Origin of the sequence: Streptococcus sp. IsoGale022 (assembly GCF_031142805.1) — a bacterium.
Taxonomy (GTDB): domain Bacteria; phylum Bacillota; class Bacilli; order Lactobacillales; family Streptococcaceae; genus Streptococcus; species Streptococcus sanguinis_A.
The window spans coordinates 103,506-122,202 of record NZ_JAKZJI010000002.1; the positions used below are offsets into that span (position 1 = coordinate 103,506).

Consider the following 18,697-nt stretch of genomic DNA (forward strand, 5'->3'; position numbering starts at 1 on the left):
TTGACCCTGACCTTTGGTCAGGGCTTATACTATAGTGGTAAGGAGATCTATCATGTACCATATCAAAGAAGCTGCGCAACTTTCGGGAGTCTCTGTCAAAACCCTGCATCATTACGACAAAATCGGACTTTTAGTACCTGCTAAATCAGAAAATGGCTATCGGACATACAGCCAAGATGATTTAGAGCGGTTGCAGGTCATCCTTTACTATAAGTATCTGGGTTTTTCTTTGGAGAAAATAGCCGAGCTGCTGAGTCAGGACGAACAGGCCTTATTGCCGCATCTGGTTAGGCAGTTAAAGTATTTGCAGCAGGAAAGAGATCGCTTGGACACCTTGATTTCCACCTTACAAAAAACCATTCAAGAAGAAAAAGGAGAAAGAAAGATGACAATGAAAGAAAAATTCGCAGGCTTTACCTACGAAGACAATCAAAAATACCATCAAGAAGCTGTCGAAGAATACGGTCAAGAAGTCATGGCGCAAGCATTGACTCGTCAAAATGGACGGGAAGAAGAATCTGCTGCAGCCTTCAATCAAGTTTTTCAAAGTCTGGCAGAGAATATGGGACAAGGCTTGCCAGTTGAAGCAGCAGAAAATCAAGAGCAGGCAGCGCGTCTCTTACAAGCCATTCGCACTTACGGCTTTGACTGCTCGCTGCAAGTCTTTGCTTACATCGGTCAGGGCTATGTCCACAATCCAGAATTCAAGAAGAATATTGACAAGTTCGGATTAGGCACTGCCCAGTACACAGCAGATGTCATTGCAGCTTATGTTCGGACAAATGCGAAATAAATAGGCTAGGAATTTCCTAGCCTATTTATTTCTACTTCAAGTCATAAAGCCAGTCGTCACCGTCTTTATAGTAAAAGAATTCACTTAAATCGTCTTCTAAAAAAACACGCAGCATATCAGACATGTCACTTGTTGCTAGCTTTAAATGGGACAGATTTTTAAAATCTTCCCACCAGACCTTTCCTTCGTCTGAGGATTGCAGCACACCGGAATAGTGCTTTGTCTTGTAGAGCAGGACGACATAACGAAAATCTTTATCATCATACCAATTCTTTATGCCGCAAAGTTGAGGATTGAATATGGTTAATCCAGTTTCTTCTTTGATTTCTCTGATAACTGCATCGGCAAAAGATTCTCCGCGCTCTACATGCCCGCCAGGAAAAGTGATGCCGGGCCAGTCAGACTTGACTCGTTCTTGTACGAGAACTTTTTCTCCGTCATAAATCATGCACATGTTGACGAATTCTACATTTTCTAGTCGATTCATTTGCTTATTCCTTTTGTTTGACCTGAATGGATAAATATGAGCCATCACTCATAATGCAAGCTCCCTGCCACCCAGCCGGTACAGAGGGCAGATGTGATGTTGAAGCCGCCCGTGTGGGCATTGATGTCTAGAACTTCTCCAGCGAAGTGGAGGCCGGGAACCAGTTTACTTTCCAGAGTTTTGGGATTAATTTCTTTGAGGCTGACGCCGCCTTTGGTTACAAAGGACTTGGCCAGGGACATTTTGCCAGTGACAGGGGTGGCTAGTTCCTTGATTTGTTTGATGAGAGCCTCTTTTTCACTGAGATTGAGTTGTTTGACTTTCTCGGGAAAGGGTTGGGCAAAAAAGTCTGCCATTCGCTCGGGCAGGAGAATTTTCAGGCAGTTCTTCAGGGATTTTTCCCGATGTTCTTCTAAAAAATCCGTCAGAGCCTGCTGACTCATCTGTGGCAAAAGGTCCAGATAGATGGTTTCACCGCCCTTGACAAAGCTAGACAAGCGCAGAGCTGCCGGACCTGATAGGCCAAAGTGGGTAAAGAGCAAGTCGTGGGTGATGACATGCTTGCCATAGCTGAGGGTCACATCGTCCAGCGAAATCCCCTGAAGCGCTTTGTGAGGAAAGTCAGTCAGAAGAGGACTTTCAGCAGCTTCCAGGTCAGTTACTGTGTGCTTGAAGTGTCGGGCGATATCGTGGCCGAAGCCTGTCGATCCAGTTGAAGGATAGGACTTGCCGCCAGTCGTCACAATCAATTTCTGGCAGGTCCAAATCTGGCCGCTGGATCTGACAGTGAAAAGGCCATCGGATTTTTTGACAGAGACGATTTCGGTATTGGTGATGACAGTGCCACCCAGCTCTGCAATTTTCTTTTCCAAAGCTTCGATAATGGTGCGGGACTTGTCTGTCGCTGGGAAAACACGGCCGTGGTCTTCAACCTTGAGTTTGACGCCGTTCTCTGTAAAGAAGTTGATGATATCATGGTTGTCAAATTGGGAAAAGACACTGTAAAGAAAGCGCCCGTTGCCAGGAATACCGGCCATGAGGTCATCTAGGTTTCCGTTGTTGGTCACATTGCAGCGCCCGCCGCCTGTACCGGCTAGTTTCTTGCCCAATCGTTTATTTTTCTCGAGGAGCAAGGTCTTCTGTCCGTAGAAAGAACTGGAAATGGCAGCCATCATGCCAGCCGGTCCTCCGCCGATGATTATTGTGTCGAAATGGTTCATTTATGGTTTCCTTTCAGAGATAAGTTCGGCTAAGACTAGGTTGAGTTTTTTATCAGCTACTATTATCTAGGAGTTAGCCATTGCTTACCTGTTTATTTTGGCTGTGGTATCTTATTCGTTTTTAAGTCACTTAATCTGTCTCATTGTATCATAAAAAAGGGCTAAAAAGATAGGAGTCAGGCTCAAAAAATATTGTGAAATTTGACAGTTAAGGCTTGATATGATAAGATTTAGGTATCTACAAACTAGAAAAAGTTTTTGAGGAAATTATGGCAATTGAAAAGACAGTCAGCGAGTTAGCCGAGATTCTTGGAGTTAGCCGCCAGGCGATTAACAATCGTGTCAAGGCACTGCCGCCAGAAGATACGGAAAAGAATGAAAAAGGAGTCACGGTGGTGACCCGCAGCGGCTTGATTAAGCTGGAAGAGATTTATAAGAAAACTATTTTTGAAGATGAACCTGTTAGCGAAGATGTGAAGCAACGCGAGCTGATGGAAATCTTGGTGGACGAAAAAAATGCTGAGATTGTGCGTCTCTATGAACAGCTTAAAGCCAAGGATAGCCAGCTGGCTAAGAAAGATGAGCAGTTGCGCATCAAGGATGTCCAGATTGCTGAAAAGGACAAGCAGTTGGACCAGCAGCAGCAGCTGACAGCCAAGGCCATGAATGAGCGTGAAACCTTGCTGTTGGAGTTGGATGAAGCCAAGGAAAAGGTGCAGGAGCAGGAAAGCAAGGGCTTCTGGGCACGTTTATTTGGAAAGTAAAAATAAGGTTGGGACATCTGTCTCAACCTTGTTTTAAATAAGAATCAATTTTTAGCAAGTTTTGTATCGTTCACAACATAAAGGAGGAAAATGAAATCACAAAGACTGGGACTTTTACGTCTCTATCGCAATCTTGATAAAATTCTGTTGCTCTTTTTCACAGTCTTTATGCTCATGGAGCTGGCTTGGGTGCCTTTCAACTCCTTTGCAGCAGAGACTCTGCTCAAGCAGACAGGCTACCTCTTCTTATCTTATACGAATGCCTTGAAGGTTCTGACTTCAAATGTCTGGGTTGGCTTGGCCTTTCTAGTGCTTTTTGCGGCCAACCTCTTTGTCGCTTATTTTCAGATTGGGCTGATATTTATGGGGCTCCGCAATCTTCTGGACGAGGAAGAACGAAGCGCCTTTCAGTTTATCAAGAAAAGTTTCAAAGACAGCGGATCGCTGATTCGCTACGCCCGACCCAGCAAGGTCCTCTTTATTGCACTGTATATGGGCTTCATCTTTCCTTTTCTGCGGCAAATTCTCAAAATCTACTACTTGAATAAAATTCTGATTCCAGAATTTATCGTTACCTATCTCAAGACGGCCTTATGGATGAAATTATCAATCTATGCTTTAGGTTTTCTGCTATTTTTGATAGCTGTCCGCCTGATGTTTGCCCTGCCCAAGCTCTTTTTTGAGCATTTCCGCCTACGAGACGCAATTAGGTATAGTTTGGAGAAGACCAAGGGGCACCTGATTCGCTATACTTGGCAGCTCTTTTGGATACTGGCTAAGAGCTTTCTCTTCTTTCTTTTAAGCAGCATTCCTATTTTAGTGTTGCAGCAGTATGCGGATGGCCAGTCCAATCAGATAGCCTTGATAGCAGCGGTTGTTAATTACTGCCTCATCAAGCTGGCTTATTACTTTATGGTAGCCTACTTTCTGATTAAGTTTGTGGCTTTTCTGACAGACAGCAAGCTGTCTGAGTATCGCTATAGAAAAGGCCTGCCTCTCATGCGCTGGTTTATCCTTCTGGTCACCAGCTCTGCCTTTGCCCTTGAAGGATTTGTCTATCTCAATCTGCCCTTGGAAAACGTCCCTCTGACCATCTCTCACCGTGGAGTTTCGCAGGGAAATGGTGTCCAGAATACGGTTGAGTCGCTAGAGAAGACCGCCTTGCTTAAGCCAGACTATATCGAAATGGATGTACAGGAGACCAAGGACGGACAATTTGTCATGATGCACGATGCCAATCTAAAAGCCTTGGCTGGCGTTGATGCTAAACCGCAAGAGTTGACTCTGCAAGAGCTGACAGCTTTAGATATTTCGGAAAATGGACACACTGCCAAAATTTCCAGCTTTGATGCTTATCTCAAACGAGCCAATCAGATGGGCCAGAGACTCTTGATAGAAATCAAGACCAGCAGCTTGGAGTCAGACGATATGATGGACCGTTTCCTGAGCCAATACGGAGCCAACATCAAGGTTTATGGCCACCAGATTCAGTCATTGGACTATCAGGTTATTGACAAGACTGTCCAGTATGATGAGAGCATACCGACCTTCTTTATCCTGCCCTACAATACTATTTTCCCACGAACACAGGCTTCCGGCTATACGATGGAGTACTCGATCCTCGATGAAAACTTTGTCGACAAGCTATGGACGACGGATAAGCAGCTCTATGACTGGACCATCAATGATGCAGACAGCATTGGCAAATCCTTCCGTCTGGGTGTTGACGGCATGATTACCGATGATTTGGAGCTGGTGCAGAGCTCTATCAAGGAACTGCAGAACAATCCTGACTATGCCCTGCTTTTGATGAGTAAGGCAGCGGATTTGCTTAATTTTGTGTAGTGGACTAGTGAAGAAACGACTATAAATCAAAAAAAGACTGAGATTCTTCAGTCTTTTTTGCTGGTTCGAGTATCTCTTGATTTATGTTTAGTCAAGAGGTAAGGTTATTTATCTTGCTTAAAAAGGCAATTTGCCTGCGAAAGCACCCATTTTCTTCTGAGTGGCCTCATCAATCTGAGCCAGCGCGTGATTCAGAGCTTGCGCAGTCATCTCTGACAGAGTTTCCAAATCTTCAGGATCCACAACGGCTGGATTGAAGTCAATGCTGACTACCTTTTTATCGCCTGTCAGTTTAGCAACGACTAAATCTTGGGCTGATTTGCCAGTGAATTCTGTTGCAGCTAGTTCTGCCTGTCCTTTTTCCATTTGCTTTTGAAGCTTTTGTGCTTGCTTCATCATGCTTTGCATGTTCATCATAAGATTTTCTTTCCTTTCTCTAATAAGGGCTCAGCCCTCGGTAATCTTCACTCTTCAAATTATATCATTTTTTGAAAAAGTGGCAAGAAGCAGAGCCAGAGTTTTTCCATAATGAAAAGCAGGCTATGCTCTTATAAGAGGAATGTGTATCGTATTGAGAATTTTTAATGAAACATAGTTGACGCGAGCCGCGCTCTTTTAATCGCTTGTTTCGTCTAAATCTTCGTTCATATTAAAGTTCATGGTCGGCAAATCCAGACTAGATTGCTCCAAATCTACTATCAGCTGATAGTCGGTCTTATCACGAACGGTATGCTCAAAGTCTGTAGTGTAGAGGACGAGGCGCAGTTGGTCGCCTTTTTTCATTTTATAGATAGTTGGTTGCAGTTCAAAGGAGAATTCCAGCCATTGGTCAGGAGTGACTTCTTCGACAGTCAGTAGGTTGGTCCGGTTTTGCAGGTTGATGAAGCCTTTGGTGATGACGCGATGAGGCGTTTCAGTATGGGGGAGTTCAACCAGATTGTCCAGCATATAGTAGCGGCCGTTGTCCATGACTCTAGGCTCAATAGGAGTAGGAATCGGTGTGAGGCGTTTAGCTGGTCCGAAGTCCAGCAATTGAGCAGAAATCAATCCCTTGTCGGTGCTGGATTTGAGGCGAAGATTGAGCTGGCTCGCTCCGTTGAGAAAGAGGTCCTTTTCCAAGGTCCAGTCCAGAGTAATCTGGTTGACCTTACCTTTAAAAAGCTCAGTCTTGAAGCTTTGGTAATTTTTAGCAAAACGATTATAGTCTTCTTCTGGATATTGATTTTGGATAGACTGGCAATCTTGGCCTAGTTGGAGATGAAGATTCTGCTCTTGCCCGCCGAAGTCTTCCAAGGTCAGCCAGCTTTGAGCCTGACTGTTGTCCTGCCAGATGACTGGTGGCAGCTCGAAGTCTGATTCATAGCCTAGCAGTTTCTTGCTCAGTAGAGCATTGATAGACTCACGGAAGTCGATGGACTGCCAGTTGTTTATGTAGACATGGGCGCCATTGTGAAAGAAGAGGTGTTTCTTGATGTGGGAGGGTAGGGCTCTAAACATCTGATAGACGTGAAGGGGCTTGACATTCCAGTCTTGAGAGCCGTGGGTAAAGACGACTTCGGCCTTGACCTTATCTGTCTGGAGCAGGTAGTTGCGGTCATGCCAAAATTGATTGTAATCCCCGGTTTGCCGGTCTAGGTCTTTGCGCTGCTGCTCTAGGCTTTGCTGATAAGCGTCGTTGTTGCGCAGGTAGTCACCAGCCCTCAGGTTGCGGGAGTAGGTCAGTTCGGTCAGGGATTCAAAATCCTCTCCTGGATAGCCGCCAGGGCTTGTGACAAGACCGTTTTCGCGGTAGTAGTTGTACCAAGAAGAAATTCCAGCTTCAGCGATAATGACCTCCAAACCATCTACGCCAGTCGTTGCCAGCCCGTTGGACATGGTGCCCAGATAGGAGATACCGGTCGTAGCCACTTTTCCGTTGGACCAAGTGGCCTTGATTTCCCGTTGGCGAGTGTGGTCGGTGAAGGCTTGGCAGCGGCCGTTGAGCCAATCAATAACGTTCTTATAAGCCTCAATCTGCTGATAGTCGCCGCTGGTCATCAGTCCTTCAGAGTCTTTAGTTCCTACGCCAGACACATAGAGATTGGCAAATCCGCGAGGCAGCAAGTAATCATTGAGCGTGTAGGTGCCGATATGACCCAGTTTTTCCTCGGCTTCAGAGACTTCTTGGGCAGAATCCGGCGAATCCAGCTGGAGCAATTTGAGCTCAGGATCTTGTACTGTGATTTGATGAGGCTCTTTTTTTACTAAGTCCACATTCATGTCGTGGAGAGCCTTGTCGCTTGCGGGGTCATTGGTTCCTTGATGATAAGGAGAAGCTGTCATGACAGCAGGGACTTGTCCTTGATAGCGGGGGCGGATAATGCTGACCTTGATGAGATCCGGACGACCGTCTCGATCAGTATCCACGCGTGATTCCACGTAAACCACCTCTCGGATATCATCATGGCTGGAAAAGGTTGCCAGGCTCTTGCCGTTGAAGTAGTGGTAGGTATTGTCCTCAGGAATCAAACCCTCACTGACTAGCTTATCAACTAAGAGGTTGCCATTTTTTGTCCGAGTGTTGAGCAGCTGGTAGAGATTTTCCAACAAGTCTCCAAATGTAATGGGAAAGCCTGTTTCCTTGCGAAAGGCCTCAACATCTGTAAAATCAATAAAGGGCGAGAACTCAAGCAGTTGAAAAGCCACAGTGTAAAAGATAGGTGCTGTCAGTTCTCTGTCAGACTGGAAAAAGCTCAGCAGGTCTGTTTGGCTGTCAGCAGCCCAGGATTTCAAGGGATAATCTGTATTTTTATAAGTGAAAAAGCTGGTGCGGAGAAAATCTTCAAGATTTTCCTTGTCAGAGCGATTGCTGTCATAAAAAAAGCCTAATTCAGCTAATTCTGTCAACATATTTTCCCGATTCGTTCTTGTATAACTATACTGATTAAAACGCATATCCTTCCCTCTTTTTCTTATTTTTATTAAAAATGACCTTTACATTATCCATTATACTTGATAAAATAGACTTTGTCTAAAAAATATTTAAGGAGTATCATTAAATGGATTTCGAATGGGTCGTTAAATACGCCACAGAATTTTTAGGAACAGCTATCCTCATTGTCTTGGGGAACGGAGCTGTTGCCAACGTTGAATTAAAAGGAACTAAGGGACACCAGAGCGGTTGGTTGGTCATCGCTGTCGGTTACGGTATGGGGGTCATGATTCCAGCTTTGATGTTTGGTAATGTGTCCGGTAACCATATCAACCCTGCCTTTACTTTGGGACTTGCTGTCAGCGGGTATTTCCCTTGGGCACAGGTTGCGCCATACATTGCAGCACAGATTTTGGGAGCTATCTTCGGACAGGCCTTGGTCGTTGCGACCCACCGTCCTTACTATCTGAAAACAGAAAATCCTAACAATATCTTAGGTACTTTCTCTACTATCTCTAGCCTAGACCATGGCACACCTGAATCACGTAAAGCTGCCTTGTTCAATGGTTTTATCAATGAATTTGTTGGTTCTTTTGTTCTTTTCTTTGCTGCTCTAGGCTTGACTAAGAACTTCTTTGGAGCAGAAGCGTTACAATATTTGAAACCATTTATTGAGCAATCTGGTCAGCAGTTGACAGATGCAGCAGTGAAAGCACAAGTGGCTCCGCATACTGCAGCTGGTCTTTCAGTCGCTCACTTGGCACTTGGTTTCTTGGTAATGGCTTTGGTAACCTCACTGGGAGGCCCTACTGGACCAGGACTGAACCCAGCTCGTGACCTTGGACCTCGTATCCTCCACTTCATCCTGCCAGAAGCTGTTTTGGGTAAACACAAGGGTGATTCAAAATGGTGGTATTCTTGGGTTCCAGTTGTGGCACCGATTCTTGCAGGTATCACAGCAGTCCTCTTGTTTAAAACAATCTACGGATAAGCACATAAGATCAGAGTTGGGGGATTTCCCCAGCTCTTTTTTCGAACGATAGAGGAGGCAAAGATGGAGATGCAAGTGTCAAAATTTCATAAGATCAGTGGCCGTAGAACCTTACTCTTTGGTCTTTTAGCTCTTGTTTTCGGCCTGATTATCATTGTCAATGGCTTCAGTTTTACCCAGCTGGGCTTCGATTTTATTTCGCTTTATCTGACGGTTGTTGGCTTGGCAAATATTGTTCTTCATGTTTTTACGCGCAAGAAAGAAGGGGCTGTCTGGCCTAGTCTGCTTCAGATTACAGTCGCTATGGGTATCGGCTGGCTCAACCGAATCAGTGATGTGCCTGTCAATATTGTGATTATCAGTTTGGGTAGCTACCAGCTCTTGACTGCCGGTATTTACGGAGTGACCTACCTCCTTTATCGGCAAAATCATGTCAAGGGCGGCTTGCGCTATCTATTTGATACCGTTCTCTATGGTGGAATTGGGCTGACCAGTATTCTTTCGCCTGCGACTGACGGACACTTGCAGTTTTTGATTTTGGGAATCTATTTGATGATGCTGGGAATGTCCAATATTCGGGATGGCCTCTTTTTTGATAATGATCGGGAAAAACATCGGCTGCGTAGGCAAATTCGTATTAACCTACCTATTATTTTTGCAGCTTTTATTCCGGTAGAAAATCTGAAGCACTTTAATCGACTGATTCAGGGAGAAGCAGCTTCTGATCGTAAAAATGTTTATAGTCTTGTTAAGGACGGAGAGAAAAAGGCGGACTTAGAGGTCTTGGTTCATACTTCAAAGACAAGTTTATTAGGGGCCATTGGCCATGTAGATATTTGCTATCAGGGACAAGTGATTTCTTATGGCAGCTATGATGTTTTTTCTGAGCGATGCAAGGGTATGATTGGAGACGGTGTTCTCTTCAAGGTTCCTAAAGACGCCTATATCGAGCTTTGCAAAAAAGAAAGTAAGAAAACACTCTTTGGTTATTCTTTGGCTTTGACGGATAAGGAGAAGGAGTCGGTTGAAAAGCGCTTGGCTGAAATCGATCAGCTGTTGGTGGAATGGGAGCCGCCAGCAGAACTGAAAAATGGCCAGCCAACATACTCCTACAAGTTGAAGCATGAACTAGGAGCGCAGCTATATAAGTTTAAAACCAGTCGTTTCAAGACATATTTTGTCCTGTCGACCAACTGTTGCCTGCTAGCAGATTCGATTATTGGGCAGGCTGGGACAGATATTCTGGATATTCGCGGGATTATTGCGCCCGGTACCTACCAGTCCTATCTGCAGTACGAGTTTGAGTCCGCTAGAGGTTTGGTCATTGCTCAGACCATTTACCAATAAATCCAAGTCCTTCTTGTTTTAAAAATTGTTTATTTGCGCATAATTTCTTGTCAAAAAGATGAAAATCCATTACAATAAAATGGTTTGGAGGAATTATGAGCGCGAATCATATTATTAGAATTATCCCTGTATTAAAGATAAATAATCGTCATTTAAATCAAGAATTTTTTGTAAATCAGCTGGGCATGAAGGCTCTTTTAGAGGAAGCTGCTTTTCTGTCCTTGGGAGATCAGACTAAGAAAGAGAAACTGCAGCTGGAAGAATCGCCCAGTATGCGGTCTCGGCGAGTAAAAGGTCCTAAAAAATTAGCCAGAATCGTTGTCAAGGTTGCAGATGCTAAAGAAATCGAGTCTCTATTGGCTCAAAAGCCTGCTTGGACAAAGCTGTATCAAGGAGAGAAAGGCTATGCTTTTGAAGCCCTGTCGCCAGAAGGCGACCTAGTTCTCCTGCATGCAGAAGAGAATAGAGCAAGTCTGCAAGAAGTGGCGGAGGCTCCTGCCTTTGAAAAGCAAGAGGACTTCATCGGTCTTAGTCAATTTGAGATAGAGACAGTAGAAATTCGTGTGCCTGATGCCAATGCAGCCCAAGAATTTTACAGCAAGATTGAAAATGCGCTGGATTTTCTGACCTTTACAGAAGCAGAGGGACAAGACTTGCAGGCAGACAGTGCCCTAACTTGGGATTTGACCATGCTCAAAGCTCAGGTCAATCGTTTAGAAACCGCTGCGCTGCGTCCTGTCTTTGAAGGACGCGAGGTCTTTGTACCCAAGTCAGATAAGTTCCTGCTGAGTCAGGATTCTAGCAAGATTGAATTGTGGTTTGAAGCATGACTCTAGAAAAAATCATCAGTAAAATCCAAGAACAGCTGAAAGACGGTATCTATCCCGGTGCTAGTCTGGCCTTGTATCAAGCTGGCCGGTGGCAGGAATTCTACTTTGGTCTAGCTGATCCGCAAGAAAAAAAGGCCACTCAAGCGGGTTTAGTCTATGACTTGGCTAGCGTCAGTAAGGTGGTCGGAGTTGGTACTCTGGCAGCCTTTTTGTATGAACAGGACAAGTTGGAGCTGGATTTGCCCTTGCAGCATTATTATCCGGCCTTCCATCGAGAAGATGTGACCTTGCGTCAGCTCTTGACCCACACATCTGGGCTGGATCCCTTTATTCCCAATCGTGACCAGCTGACAGCTCCCGAGTTGAAAGTAGCGCTTAATCATTTGATAGTGCTTGAAGATAAGACCTTCCGCTATACAGATGTAAATTTTCTGCTCTTGGGCTTTATGCTGGAAGAGATCTACGGTCAGGCCTTGGATCAGATTTTTCAAAGTCAGATTTTCCGGCCTTGGGGTTTGGCTGAGACAGGTTTTGGACCAGTTCCAGGAGCTGTGCCGACCGTTCGCAGTATCCAGGATGGTCAGGTTCATGACCCTAAGGGACGTGTACTGGGACGACATGCTGGCAGTGCAGGCTTATTTTCCACTCTCAGGGATTTGGAAATATTTCTGGAACATTATCTGCAGGATGACTTTGCGGCCAATCTGACCCAGAATTTTTCTAAAGAGCCGGGTAAAAGGCGCAGTCTAGCCTGGAATCTAGAAGGCAGCTGGCTGGACCACACTGGCTACACGGGAACCTTTATCATGTATAATCGCGAGGAGCAAAAGGCGGCTATTTTTCTGTCCAACCGAACCTATGAAAAAGACGAGCGTGCTCAATGGATCTTAGATCGGAACCAGCTGATGGATCTGATAAGAATAGAACTTTAAAAGACTCCGGCTGCAAGCCCCGGAGTTTTATCATGTCTGCCTATATAAATATCGGTCTCAAGCCCCAGTGATTTCCTCTTAATAAAAATCGCTTTTTTTGCCAAAGTATATTAAAATAAGATAGAGAGAATCTACAGATAAGAGAAGACTATGACAAAAGAAATCGGTGTCGGCAAGGCACACAGTAAAATTATTTTAATGGGAGAGCATTCGGTGGTCTACGGCTATCCGGCCATTTCCCTGCCTCTTAATCGCATTGAAGTGACCTGTCAGGTCTTTCCGTCTGAGCGGGCCTGGACCCTCTATGCTGAGGATACGCTGTCTATGGCTGTTTTTGCCTGTCTAGAACATCTCGGTCGGCAAGGGGCTAAGATTCGCTGTCAGGTGGAGTCCATGGTCCCTGAGAAGAGGGGAATGGGGTCTTCAGCCGCGGTTAGTATTGCAGCTATTCGGGCGGTCTTTGACTACTTTGAGGAAGAACTGGATGGCCAAACACTGGAGATTCTAGCCAATCGGGCAGAGATGATTGCCCATATGAATCCCAGCGGCCTTGATGCCAAGACCTGCCTCAGCGATGTGGCTATTAAGTTTATTCGCAATTTCGGTTTCAGTAAAATTGAGCTGGATCTGGATGCCTTTTTAGTCATTGCAGATACTGGTATTCACGGTCATACCCGCGAAGCTATCCGTGCTGTAGAAAGTCAGGGTCAAAAGGCTCTGCCCTTGCTTCAGGAATTGGGGAATTTAACGAAAATTCTTGAGAAAGCCATTTCTATCAAGGACCTGATGACAATGGGACAAGCTATGACCAAGGCTCATGAGAAGCTAGCCAAGCTAGGGGTTTCTTGCCAGAAAGCAGATGAGCTGGTATCGGCAGCTCTTGAAAACGGAGCTTTGGGAGCTAAAATGAGCGGCGGTGGTCTGGGCGGCTGTGTCATTGCTCTTGTAAGAGAAAGAAGTCAGGCGGAGGCCTTATCCGCCTTATTGAGAGAGAAAGGGGCCATTAACACATGGATCGAAAGTCTGTAAGTGTCAAATCCTATGCCAATATTGCAATTATCAAATATTGGGGGAAAAAAGACGCAGAAAAGATGATTCCGTCTACCAGCAGTATCTCGCTGACACTTGAAAATATGTATACCGAGACCCAGCTGAGCCCTTTGCCGGATTCAGCGACTGGAGATGAGTTTTATATTGACGGTCAGCTACAAAGCCCGGCAGAACATGCCAAAATCAGTAAGATTATTGATCGTTTTCGCTCTCCAGAAGATGGTTTTGTCCGCGTTGATACCAGCAACAACATGCCGACTGCAGCGGGTCTGTCTTCCAGCTCCAGTGGTCTGTCTGCCTTAGTCAAGGCCTGCAATGCTTATTTTCAGACGGGCTATCAGACACAAGAGCTGGCTCAGCTGGCCAAGTTTGCTTCAGGGTCCTCTGCTCGGTCTTTCTTTGGTCCGCTAGCGGCCTGGGATAAGGACAGTGGGGCCATTTATCCAGTCAAGACGGATTTGAAACTAGCCATGATTATGTTGGTTCTGCACGATGAGAAAAAGCCCATTTCCAGCCGCGACGGCATGGAGCTCTGTGCTAAAACTTCCACCATTTTCCCAGATTGGATTGCCCAGTCTGCCTTGGATTATCAGGCTATGCTAGGCTATTTACGAGACAATAATTTTGCCAAGGTGGGTCAGCTGACGGAAGAAAATGCTCTTCGGATGCATGCCACGACAGAGAAAGCTTATCCGCCCTTTTCTTATCTGACAGAGGAGTCTTACCAAGCTATGGATGCTGTCAGAAAGCTGCGGGAGCAGGGCGAGCGTTGCTACTTTACCATGGACGCGGGGCCAAATGTCAAGGTGCTCTGCTTGGAGGAAGACCTAGACCATTTGGTGGCTATTTTTGAGAAGGACTACCGGCTTATCGTCTCCAAAACAAAGGACTTGTCAGATGAAAGCTAGTGCAAGAGTCCAAACCTGCGGCAAGCTCTATCTGGCGGGTGAATATGCAGTGCTGACGGCCGGTCAGCCGGCCATTATCAAGGCCATTCCTATCTATATGACGGGAGAAATCCAGACAGCCTCTGCCTATCGCTTGACATCAGATATGTTTGAACACAGCTCTAACCTAGAGCCAGACCCTGATTATGCCTTGATTCAGGAGACGGTGGGGGTTATGAACACTTATTTGTTAGCCTTAGGCTACCAACTTCAGCCTTTTTCTTTGAAGATTTGCGGGAAGATGGAAAAAGATGGCAAGAAGTTCGGGATTGGCTCCAGCGGTAGTGTGGTTATTCTGATTCTCAAGGCCATGGCGGCGCTTTATGAGCTGGACTTGGAGTCGGAGCTACTCTTTAAACTGGCTTCTTACGTTCTCCTCAAGCGCGGAGACAATGGCTCCATGGGAGATCTAGCCTGCATTGTCTATGAAGACCTGATTTACTACCAGTCTTTTGATAGAGAGCTGGTTCGCAAGCGTATGGGCAAAGTTGATTTACAGCAATTACTAGCAGAGGATTGGGGCTTTGAAATTCGCAGTATTAAGCCTTGCTTAGCCATGGATTTTCTGGTTGGCTGGACCAAGCAGCCGGCGATTTCTAAGGACTTGGTCAATCAGGTCAAGTCAGCTATTTCAGAGTCCTTTTTGACAGGCAGTAGGACGCAGGTTGATGCTTTGGAGAGAGCTTTACGAGCAGGAGAGAAGCTCGCTATTCAGTCTAGTCTGGAAAATGCTAGTCAGCTTTTAGAAAGGCTCAGCCCAGCTATCTATACAGACAGGCTGAAAGTCCTAAAAGAAGCGGCAGAGGGGCTGAACTGTGTGGCTAAGAGCAGTGGTGCCGGAGGTGGCGACTGCGGGATTGCTCTCAGCTTTGATGCTGTGTCTAGCAAGCAACTGATTCAAGCCTGGCGAGCAGCTGGCATTGAGCTATTATACAGAGAAAGGATGGGCCATGATGAGCCAGAATCGTAAGGATGACCATATCAAATACGCTTTAGAGCAGCGTCTAGGTTACAACAGTTTTGATGAAATGGAACTGATCCACCGTTCTTTGCCCAAGTATGATTTGGCTGAGATTGACCTATCGACTCACTTTGCTGGTCGTGACTGGGAGTTTCCTTTTTACATCAATGCCATGACTGGCGGCAGCCAAAAAGGTGGTCAGATCAATGAAAAGCTGGCTCAAGTAGCTGAAAGTTGCGGCCTTCTTTTTGTAACTGGCTCTTACAGCGCAGCCTTGAAAAATCCTTCTGATCCTTCCTATCGGGTGGCGGCTGGTCGGCCTAATTTATTGCTGGCTACCAATATCGGCTTGGACAAGCCTTATCAAGCCGCCCAGCAGGCAGTAGCTGATTTGCAGCCCCTCTTTTTGCAGGTCCATGTTAATCTCATGCAGGAATTGCTGATGCCAGAGGGCGAGCGGGAGTTTCGTTCTTGGCGCCAGCACTTGACTGATTATGGTCAGCGTCTGGATCTTCCCCTAATTCTTAAAGAAGTTGGCTTTGGCATGGATCGCTCTACTGTTGAAGAAGCGCGCTCCTTGGGGATTCAGACTTTTGATATTTCCGGCCGGGGTGGCACTAGCTTTGCCTATATTGAAAATCAGCGGGGTGGCAATCGTGACTACCTCAATGATTGGGGACAATCTACTCTGCAGAGCATGTTGGCGCTTCAACCATTGCGCGATGAGGTCGAACTCTTGGCTAGTGGAGGTGTCCGTCATCCTTTGGATATAATCAAAGCCTTGGTCTTAGGAGCCAAGGCGGTCGGCCTTTCTCGTACCATGCTGGAGTTGGTGGAAAATCACTCAGTGGAAGAAGTTATTGATATTGTAGAAGGCTGGAAATCAGATCTGCGCCTCATCATGTGCGCCCTGTCCTGCCGAAACTTGCAAGAATTAAAGGGTGTACCCTATCTACTCTACGGTCGGCTGAAAGAAGCTCAGGAACAGATTAAATAAATAGAATAAAGACATACAAAAAAGGCCATTAAGGCCTTTTTACTTGTTCTGTTTTCGTAAGTCAGCTAGTATATCTTGAGCAGCAGCTAGGTTGAAAGTCTTCATAGTTGTTAAGCGACTGGCTACAGCAGCAATTTCTTCGTCCTGGGCTCCAGCTTGTAATGCTAAAGATTTGGCTTGCAATTTCATGTGTCCGGCTTGGATGCCAGTGCTGACCAGGGCTTTGAGGGCAGCGAAATTTTGCGCCAATCCGACTGAAACGATGAGGGAAGCCAAGTCCTTGGCCTGAGGCTGCCCTAGCAAGTCAAAGCTGGCTGCCACTGCTGGATTGAGACCGATGGAGCCTCCCTTAGTCGCAATGGGCATGGGCAGGGTCATCTGACCACGAAGCTGGCGTGTGACTGGGTCTGCCGTCCAAGTAGAGAGGCTGCGGTAGCTTCCTTCTCGGCTGGCATAGGCATGGGCACCAGCTTCTATAGCCCTCCAGTCATTTCCAGTAGCCAGCACCAAAGCATCAATGCCATTAAAGATGCCTTTATTGTGGGTAGCTGCTCGGTAAGGGTCGACCTGGGCTAGCTTGCTGGCTAGCTGCATCTTATCCGCAAGTAGTTCCGCCTCAGCCTTATCCCGGCTGAGAAAGCGATAATCAATGACACAGCGGGCTGTTACTAGGCTATCTGTTGCATAGTTTGACAGGATAGCCATCAGACTCTTACCGCCAGTCAGCTCTTCCAGAGAAAGGGTGAGGGCCTCCAGCATAGTGTTGAGCATATTGGCTCCCATGGCTTCCTGCGTATCCACAGATAGATAGAAAATGAGGAAGTCATTCTTTGGCTCCAGCCAGAGATCTCTAGCACCGCCGCCACGGACCACAATCGATGGATAGGCTTGGTTGGCCTGTTCCAGCAACTCTTTCTTTTTCCTGAGAACATCTTTAATGGCTTGGTCAACCTTTTCAACCTGATAGAGGGCGATTTGCCCAATCATCTGGCGTTTGTGGACCTCTGTCTCAAATCCGCCTGAACGTTTGATAATCTTAGCTGCAAAGCTAGCCGCTGCTACCACAGATGGCTCTTCTGTCACAAAAGGAACTTGATAGGTCTTACCATCCACCAGAAAGTCTGGCACCAGAGAGTAGGGCAGGGCCAGAGTGGCCAGTACATTTTCACTCATCTGGTTGGCTGTTTCCAGAGGCAAAGTCTGCTGACTGTCTAGCAGCTGCCAATGTTCATCTTGTAAAAGCCCCTTTTCTTTCAGCATCTGCAGCCGCTCAGCAGGAGTTTTTTTGGAAAATCCAGTCCAGTTTACTTTCATGATGATTTCTCAACTTTGATATACTTACGCTGGTGCTCTGAAATTTCCGCCAGAGCAAAGCTTTGGTTTTCATAGCCAGAGAAGCGGGCATTGCCCTCTGTATCCAGCTCAGCTTCTTCAAAAAAGATGCGCTCGTAATCCGGGATGGAAAGAGCCTGACGCTGGTCTAATTCCTCTAGGCGTGTCTTGGATAGATGCTTTTCATAGCCCTCTACCAAATTGGCACTAAAGATTTCAGAGACAACTCCACTGCCATAGCCGAAAAGAGCAATCCGATCGCCAGCCTTGAGGTTGTCTGAGTTTTCTAGGAGAGACAGGAGGCCTAGGAAGAGGGAGCCTGTATAGATATTTCCAACCTTTTGGCTGTAGAGAATAGAGGCTTCAAAGTTCTTTCTAAGCTGGTCTTGCTGTTCTTGGGGTAGGCTTTTATCCATGATTTTATTGAGACCTTTGAGAGCCAATTTTGGATAAGGCAGGTGGAAGCAGTAGGCCGCAAAATCTTTGAGAGCCAGCTTGTGGCGCTTCTGGTACTCCGCCCAAGTTGTCTTTAAGCTATCCAGATACTGCTGGGTTGAATAGAGGCCGTTGACATAAGGTGTTGTCGAGTAATTTGGGCGCCAAAAATCCATGACATCGCGTGTCTGAGCTACATTATCATCATTGAAAGCGAGGATACGAGGATTGCTGCTAATCAGCATAGAAATAGCTCCTGCTCCCTGCGTTGGCTCGCCAGGTGTATGAATGCCATACTTGGCAATATCGCTAGCTAACACCAAAACTTTGCTGTCTGGGTGTTTTTCGATATGGAGCTTGGCATAGTCCAGTGCTGCAGTCGCCCCATAGCAGGCTTCCTTGATTTCAAAGCTACGGGCAAAAGGCTGGATGCCCAAAAGGCCGTGGACAAAAACGGCTGCAGCCTTGCTCTGGTCAATCCCTGACTCAGTAGCCACGATGACCATATCAATCTTTTCTTTGTCCTCTGCTATTAGGATGGGCTCTGCTGCCGCCGCTCCCAAGGTAACAATATCCTCAGTCAGAGGAGCAATGCTTAGTTCCTTGAGCAAGAGTCCTTTGCTAAGCTTTTCTGGGTCAGTCCCACGGGCTGCCGCTAGATCATTTAATTTTAAGACATAATTACTGGTCGCAAAACCGATTTTGTCGATTCCGATTGTCATTATAAGACCTCTTTAAATCCTTTTATTCTAGTATATTCCGAAGACTATTTTACCATACTTAGGAATAAAACTCTTACAAAAACATCCAATCTCAGCTAAATCAGGCTTAAGATGTATTTTCCAAAATAAAAAC

17 protein-coding genes are annotated in these 18,697 nt (G+C 46.0%); 11 read left to right on the forward strand and 6 right to left on the reverse strand.

Annotation, left to right across the window (positions count from 1 at the left end; translation table 11 throughout):
• Positions 1-52: 52 nt before the first annotated feature.
• Positions 53-793, forward strand: a complete 741-nt coding sequence (locus RG608_RS02015) for a MerR family transcriptional regulator (protein ID WP_268686994.1) — start codon at positions 53-55, stop codon at positions 791-793.
• A gap of 31 nt (positions 794-824) precedes the next feature.
• On the opposite strand, the gene RG608_RS02020 is transcribed toward RG608_RS02015, so the two are convergent.
• Both RG608_RS02020 and RG608_RS02025 read right to left on the reverse strand, forming a co-directional pair.
• The gene (locus RG608_RS02020; protein WP_032910635.1) at positions 825-1,280 is read right to left on the reverse strand and encodes an 8-oxo-dGTP diphosphatase; all 456 of its coding nucleotides are present in this window, start codon (positions 1,278-1,280) and stop codon (positions 825-827) included.
• Between the two features lie 44 nt (positions 1,281-1,324).
• Positions 1,325-2,500 (reverse strand): NAD(P)/FAD-dependent oxidoreductase, encoded by a 1,176-nt coding sequence (locus tag RG608_RS02025; RefSeq protein ID WP_268686993.1) that lies wholly within the window; start codon positions 2,498-2,500, stop codon positions 1,325-1,327.
• 269 nt (positions 2,501-2,769) lie between these two features.
• Between RG608_RS02025 and RG608_RS02030 the strand changes: the two genes are divergently transcribed.
• Positions 2,770-3,264, forward strand: coding sequence for a DUF536 domain-containing protein (locus tag RG608_RS02030; protein ID WP_002896624.1), 495 nt, complete (start codon positions 2,770-2,772; stop codon positions 3,262-3,264).
• Between the two features lie 90 nt (positions 3,265-3,354).
• Entirely contained in the window at positions 3,355-5,109 is a 1,755-nt protein-coding gene (locus RG608_RS02035) for a glycerophosphodiester phosphodiesterase (RefSeq protein ID WP_308946483.1), read from the forward strand.
• A gap of 117 nt (positions 5,110-5,226) precedes the next feature.
• On the opposite strand, the gene RG608_RS02040 is transcribed toward RG608_RS02035, so the two are convergent.
• Entirely contained in the window at positions 5,227-5,526 is a 300-nt protein-coding gene (locus tag RG608_RS02040) for a YbaB/EbfC family nucleoid-associated protein (protein WP_032906355.1), read from the reverse strand.
• A 198-nt stretch (positions 5,527-5,724) separates the two neighbouring features.
• Positions 5,725-8,043 (reverse strand): Xaa-Pro dipeptidyl-peptidase, encoded by a 2,319-nt coding sequence (locus RG608_RS02045; protein WP_268686991.1) that lies wholly within the window; start codon positions 8,041-8,043, stop codon positions 5,725-5,727.
• A 104-nt stretch (positions 8,044-8,147) separates the two neighbouring features.
• Here RG608_RS02045 and gla point away from each other — a divergent pair, with 104 nt between their 5' ends.
• From gla to fni, 8 genes are all read left to right on the forward strand, one after another.
• Positions 8,148-9,011, forward strand: coding sequence for an aquaglyceroporin Gla (gene gla, locus RG608_RS02050; protein WP_002929119.1), 864 nt, complete (start codon positions 8,148-8,150; stop codon positions 9,009-9,011).
• A 63-nt stretch (positions 9,012-9,074) separates the two neighbouring features.
• The gene (locus RG608_RS02055; protein WP_268686990.1) at positions 9,075-10,358 is read left to right on the forward strand and encodes a DUF308 domain-containing protein; all 1,284 of its coding nucleotides are present in this window, start codon (positions 9,075-9,077) and stop codon (positions 10,356-10,358) included.
• 95 nt (positions 10,359-10,453) lie between these two features.
• Entirely contained in the window at positions 10,454-11,188 is a 735-nt protein-coding gene (locus RG608_RS02060) for a CppA N-terminal domain-containing protein (RefSeq protein WP_268686989.1), read from the forward strand.
• Positions 11,185-12,120: a serine hydrolase domain-containing protein gene (locus tag RG608_RS02065; protein WP_268686988.1), complete on the forward strand. Its 936-nt coding sequence runs from the start codon at positions 11,185-11,187 to the stop codon at positions 12,118-12,120. Before RG608_RS02060 ends, RG608_RS02065 begins: the two co-directional genes overlap by 4 nt.
• A 150-nt stretch (positions 12,121-12,270) precedes the next feature.
• Complete coding sequence (gene mvk, locus RG608_RS02070; protein WP_268686987.1) at positions 12,271-13,149, forward strand: mevalonate kinase; 879 nt, start codon at positions 12,271-12,273, stop codon at positions 13,147-13,149.
• Positions 13,131-14,078 (forward strand): diphosphomevalonate decarboxylase, encoded by a 948-nt coding sequence (mvaD, locus tag RG608_RS02075; RefSeq protein ID WP_268686986.1) that lies wholly within the window; start codon positions 13,131-13,133, stop codon positions 14,076-14,078. Before mvk ends, mvaD begins: the two co-directional genes overlap by 19 nt.
• Positions 14,068-15,087, forward strand: a complete 1,020-nt coding sequence (locus tag RG608_RS02080) for a phosphomevalonate kinase (protein ID WP_268686985.1) — start codon at positions 14,068-14,070, stop codon at positions 15,085-15,087. The genes mvaD and RG608_RS02080 overlap by 11 nt, the downstream gene beginning before the upstream one ends.
• Positions 15,068-16,075, forward strand: a complete 1,008-nt coding sequence (fni, locus tag RG608_RS02085; protein ID WP_268686984.1) for a type 2 isopentenyl-diphosphate Delta-isomerase — start codon at positions 15,068-15,070, stop codon at positions 16,073-16,075. The genes RG608_RS02080 and fni overlap by 20 nt, the downstream gene beginning before the upstream one ends.
• 39 nt (positions 16,076-16,114) lie before the next feature.
• Here the strand turns inward: fni and RG608_RS02090 are convergent, their stop codons facing one another.
• On the reverse strand, positions 16,115-17,389 hold the full coding sequence (locus RG608_RS02090; RefSeq protein WP_268686983.1) for a hydroxymethylglutaryl-CoA reductase, degradative: 1,275 nt from the start codon (positions 17,387-17,389) through the stop codon (positions 16,115-16,117).
• Complete coding sequence (locus RG608_RS02095) at positions 17,386-18,564, reverse strand: hydroxymethylglutaryl-CoA synthase (protein WP_308946484.1); 1,179 nt, start codon at positions 18,562-18,564, stop codon at positions 17,386-17,388. The genes RG608_RS02090 and RG608_RS02095 overlap by 4 nt, the downstream gene beginning before the upstream one ends.
• Positions 18,565-18,697: the final 133 nt, after the last annotated feature.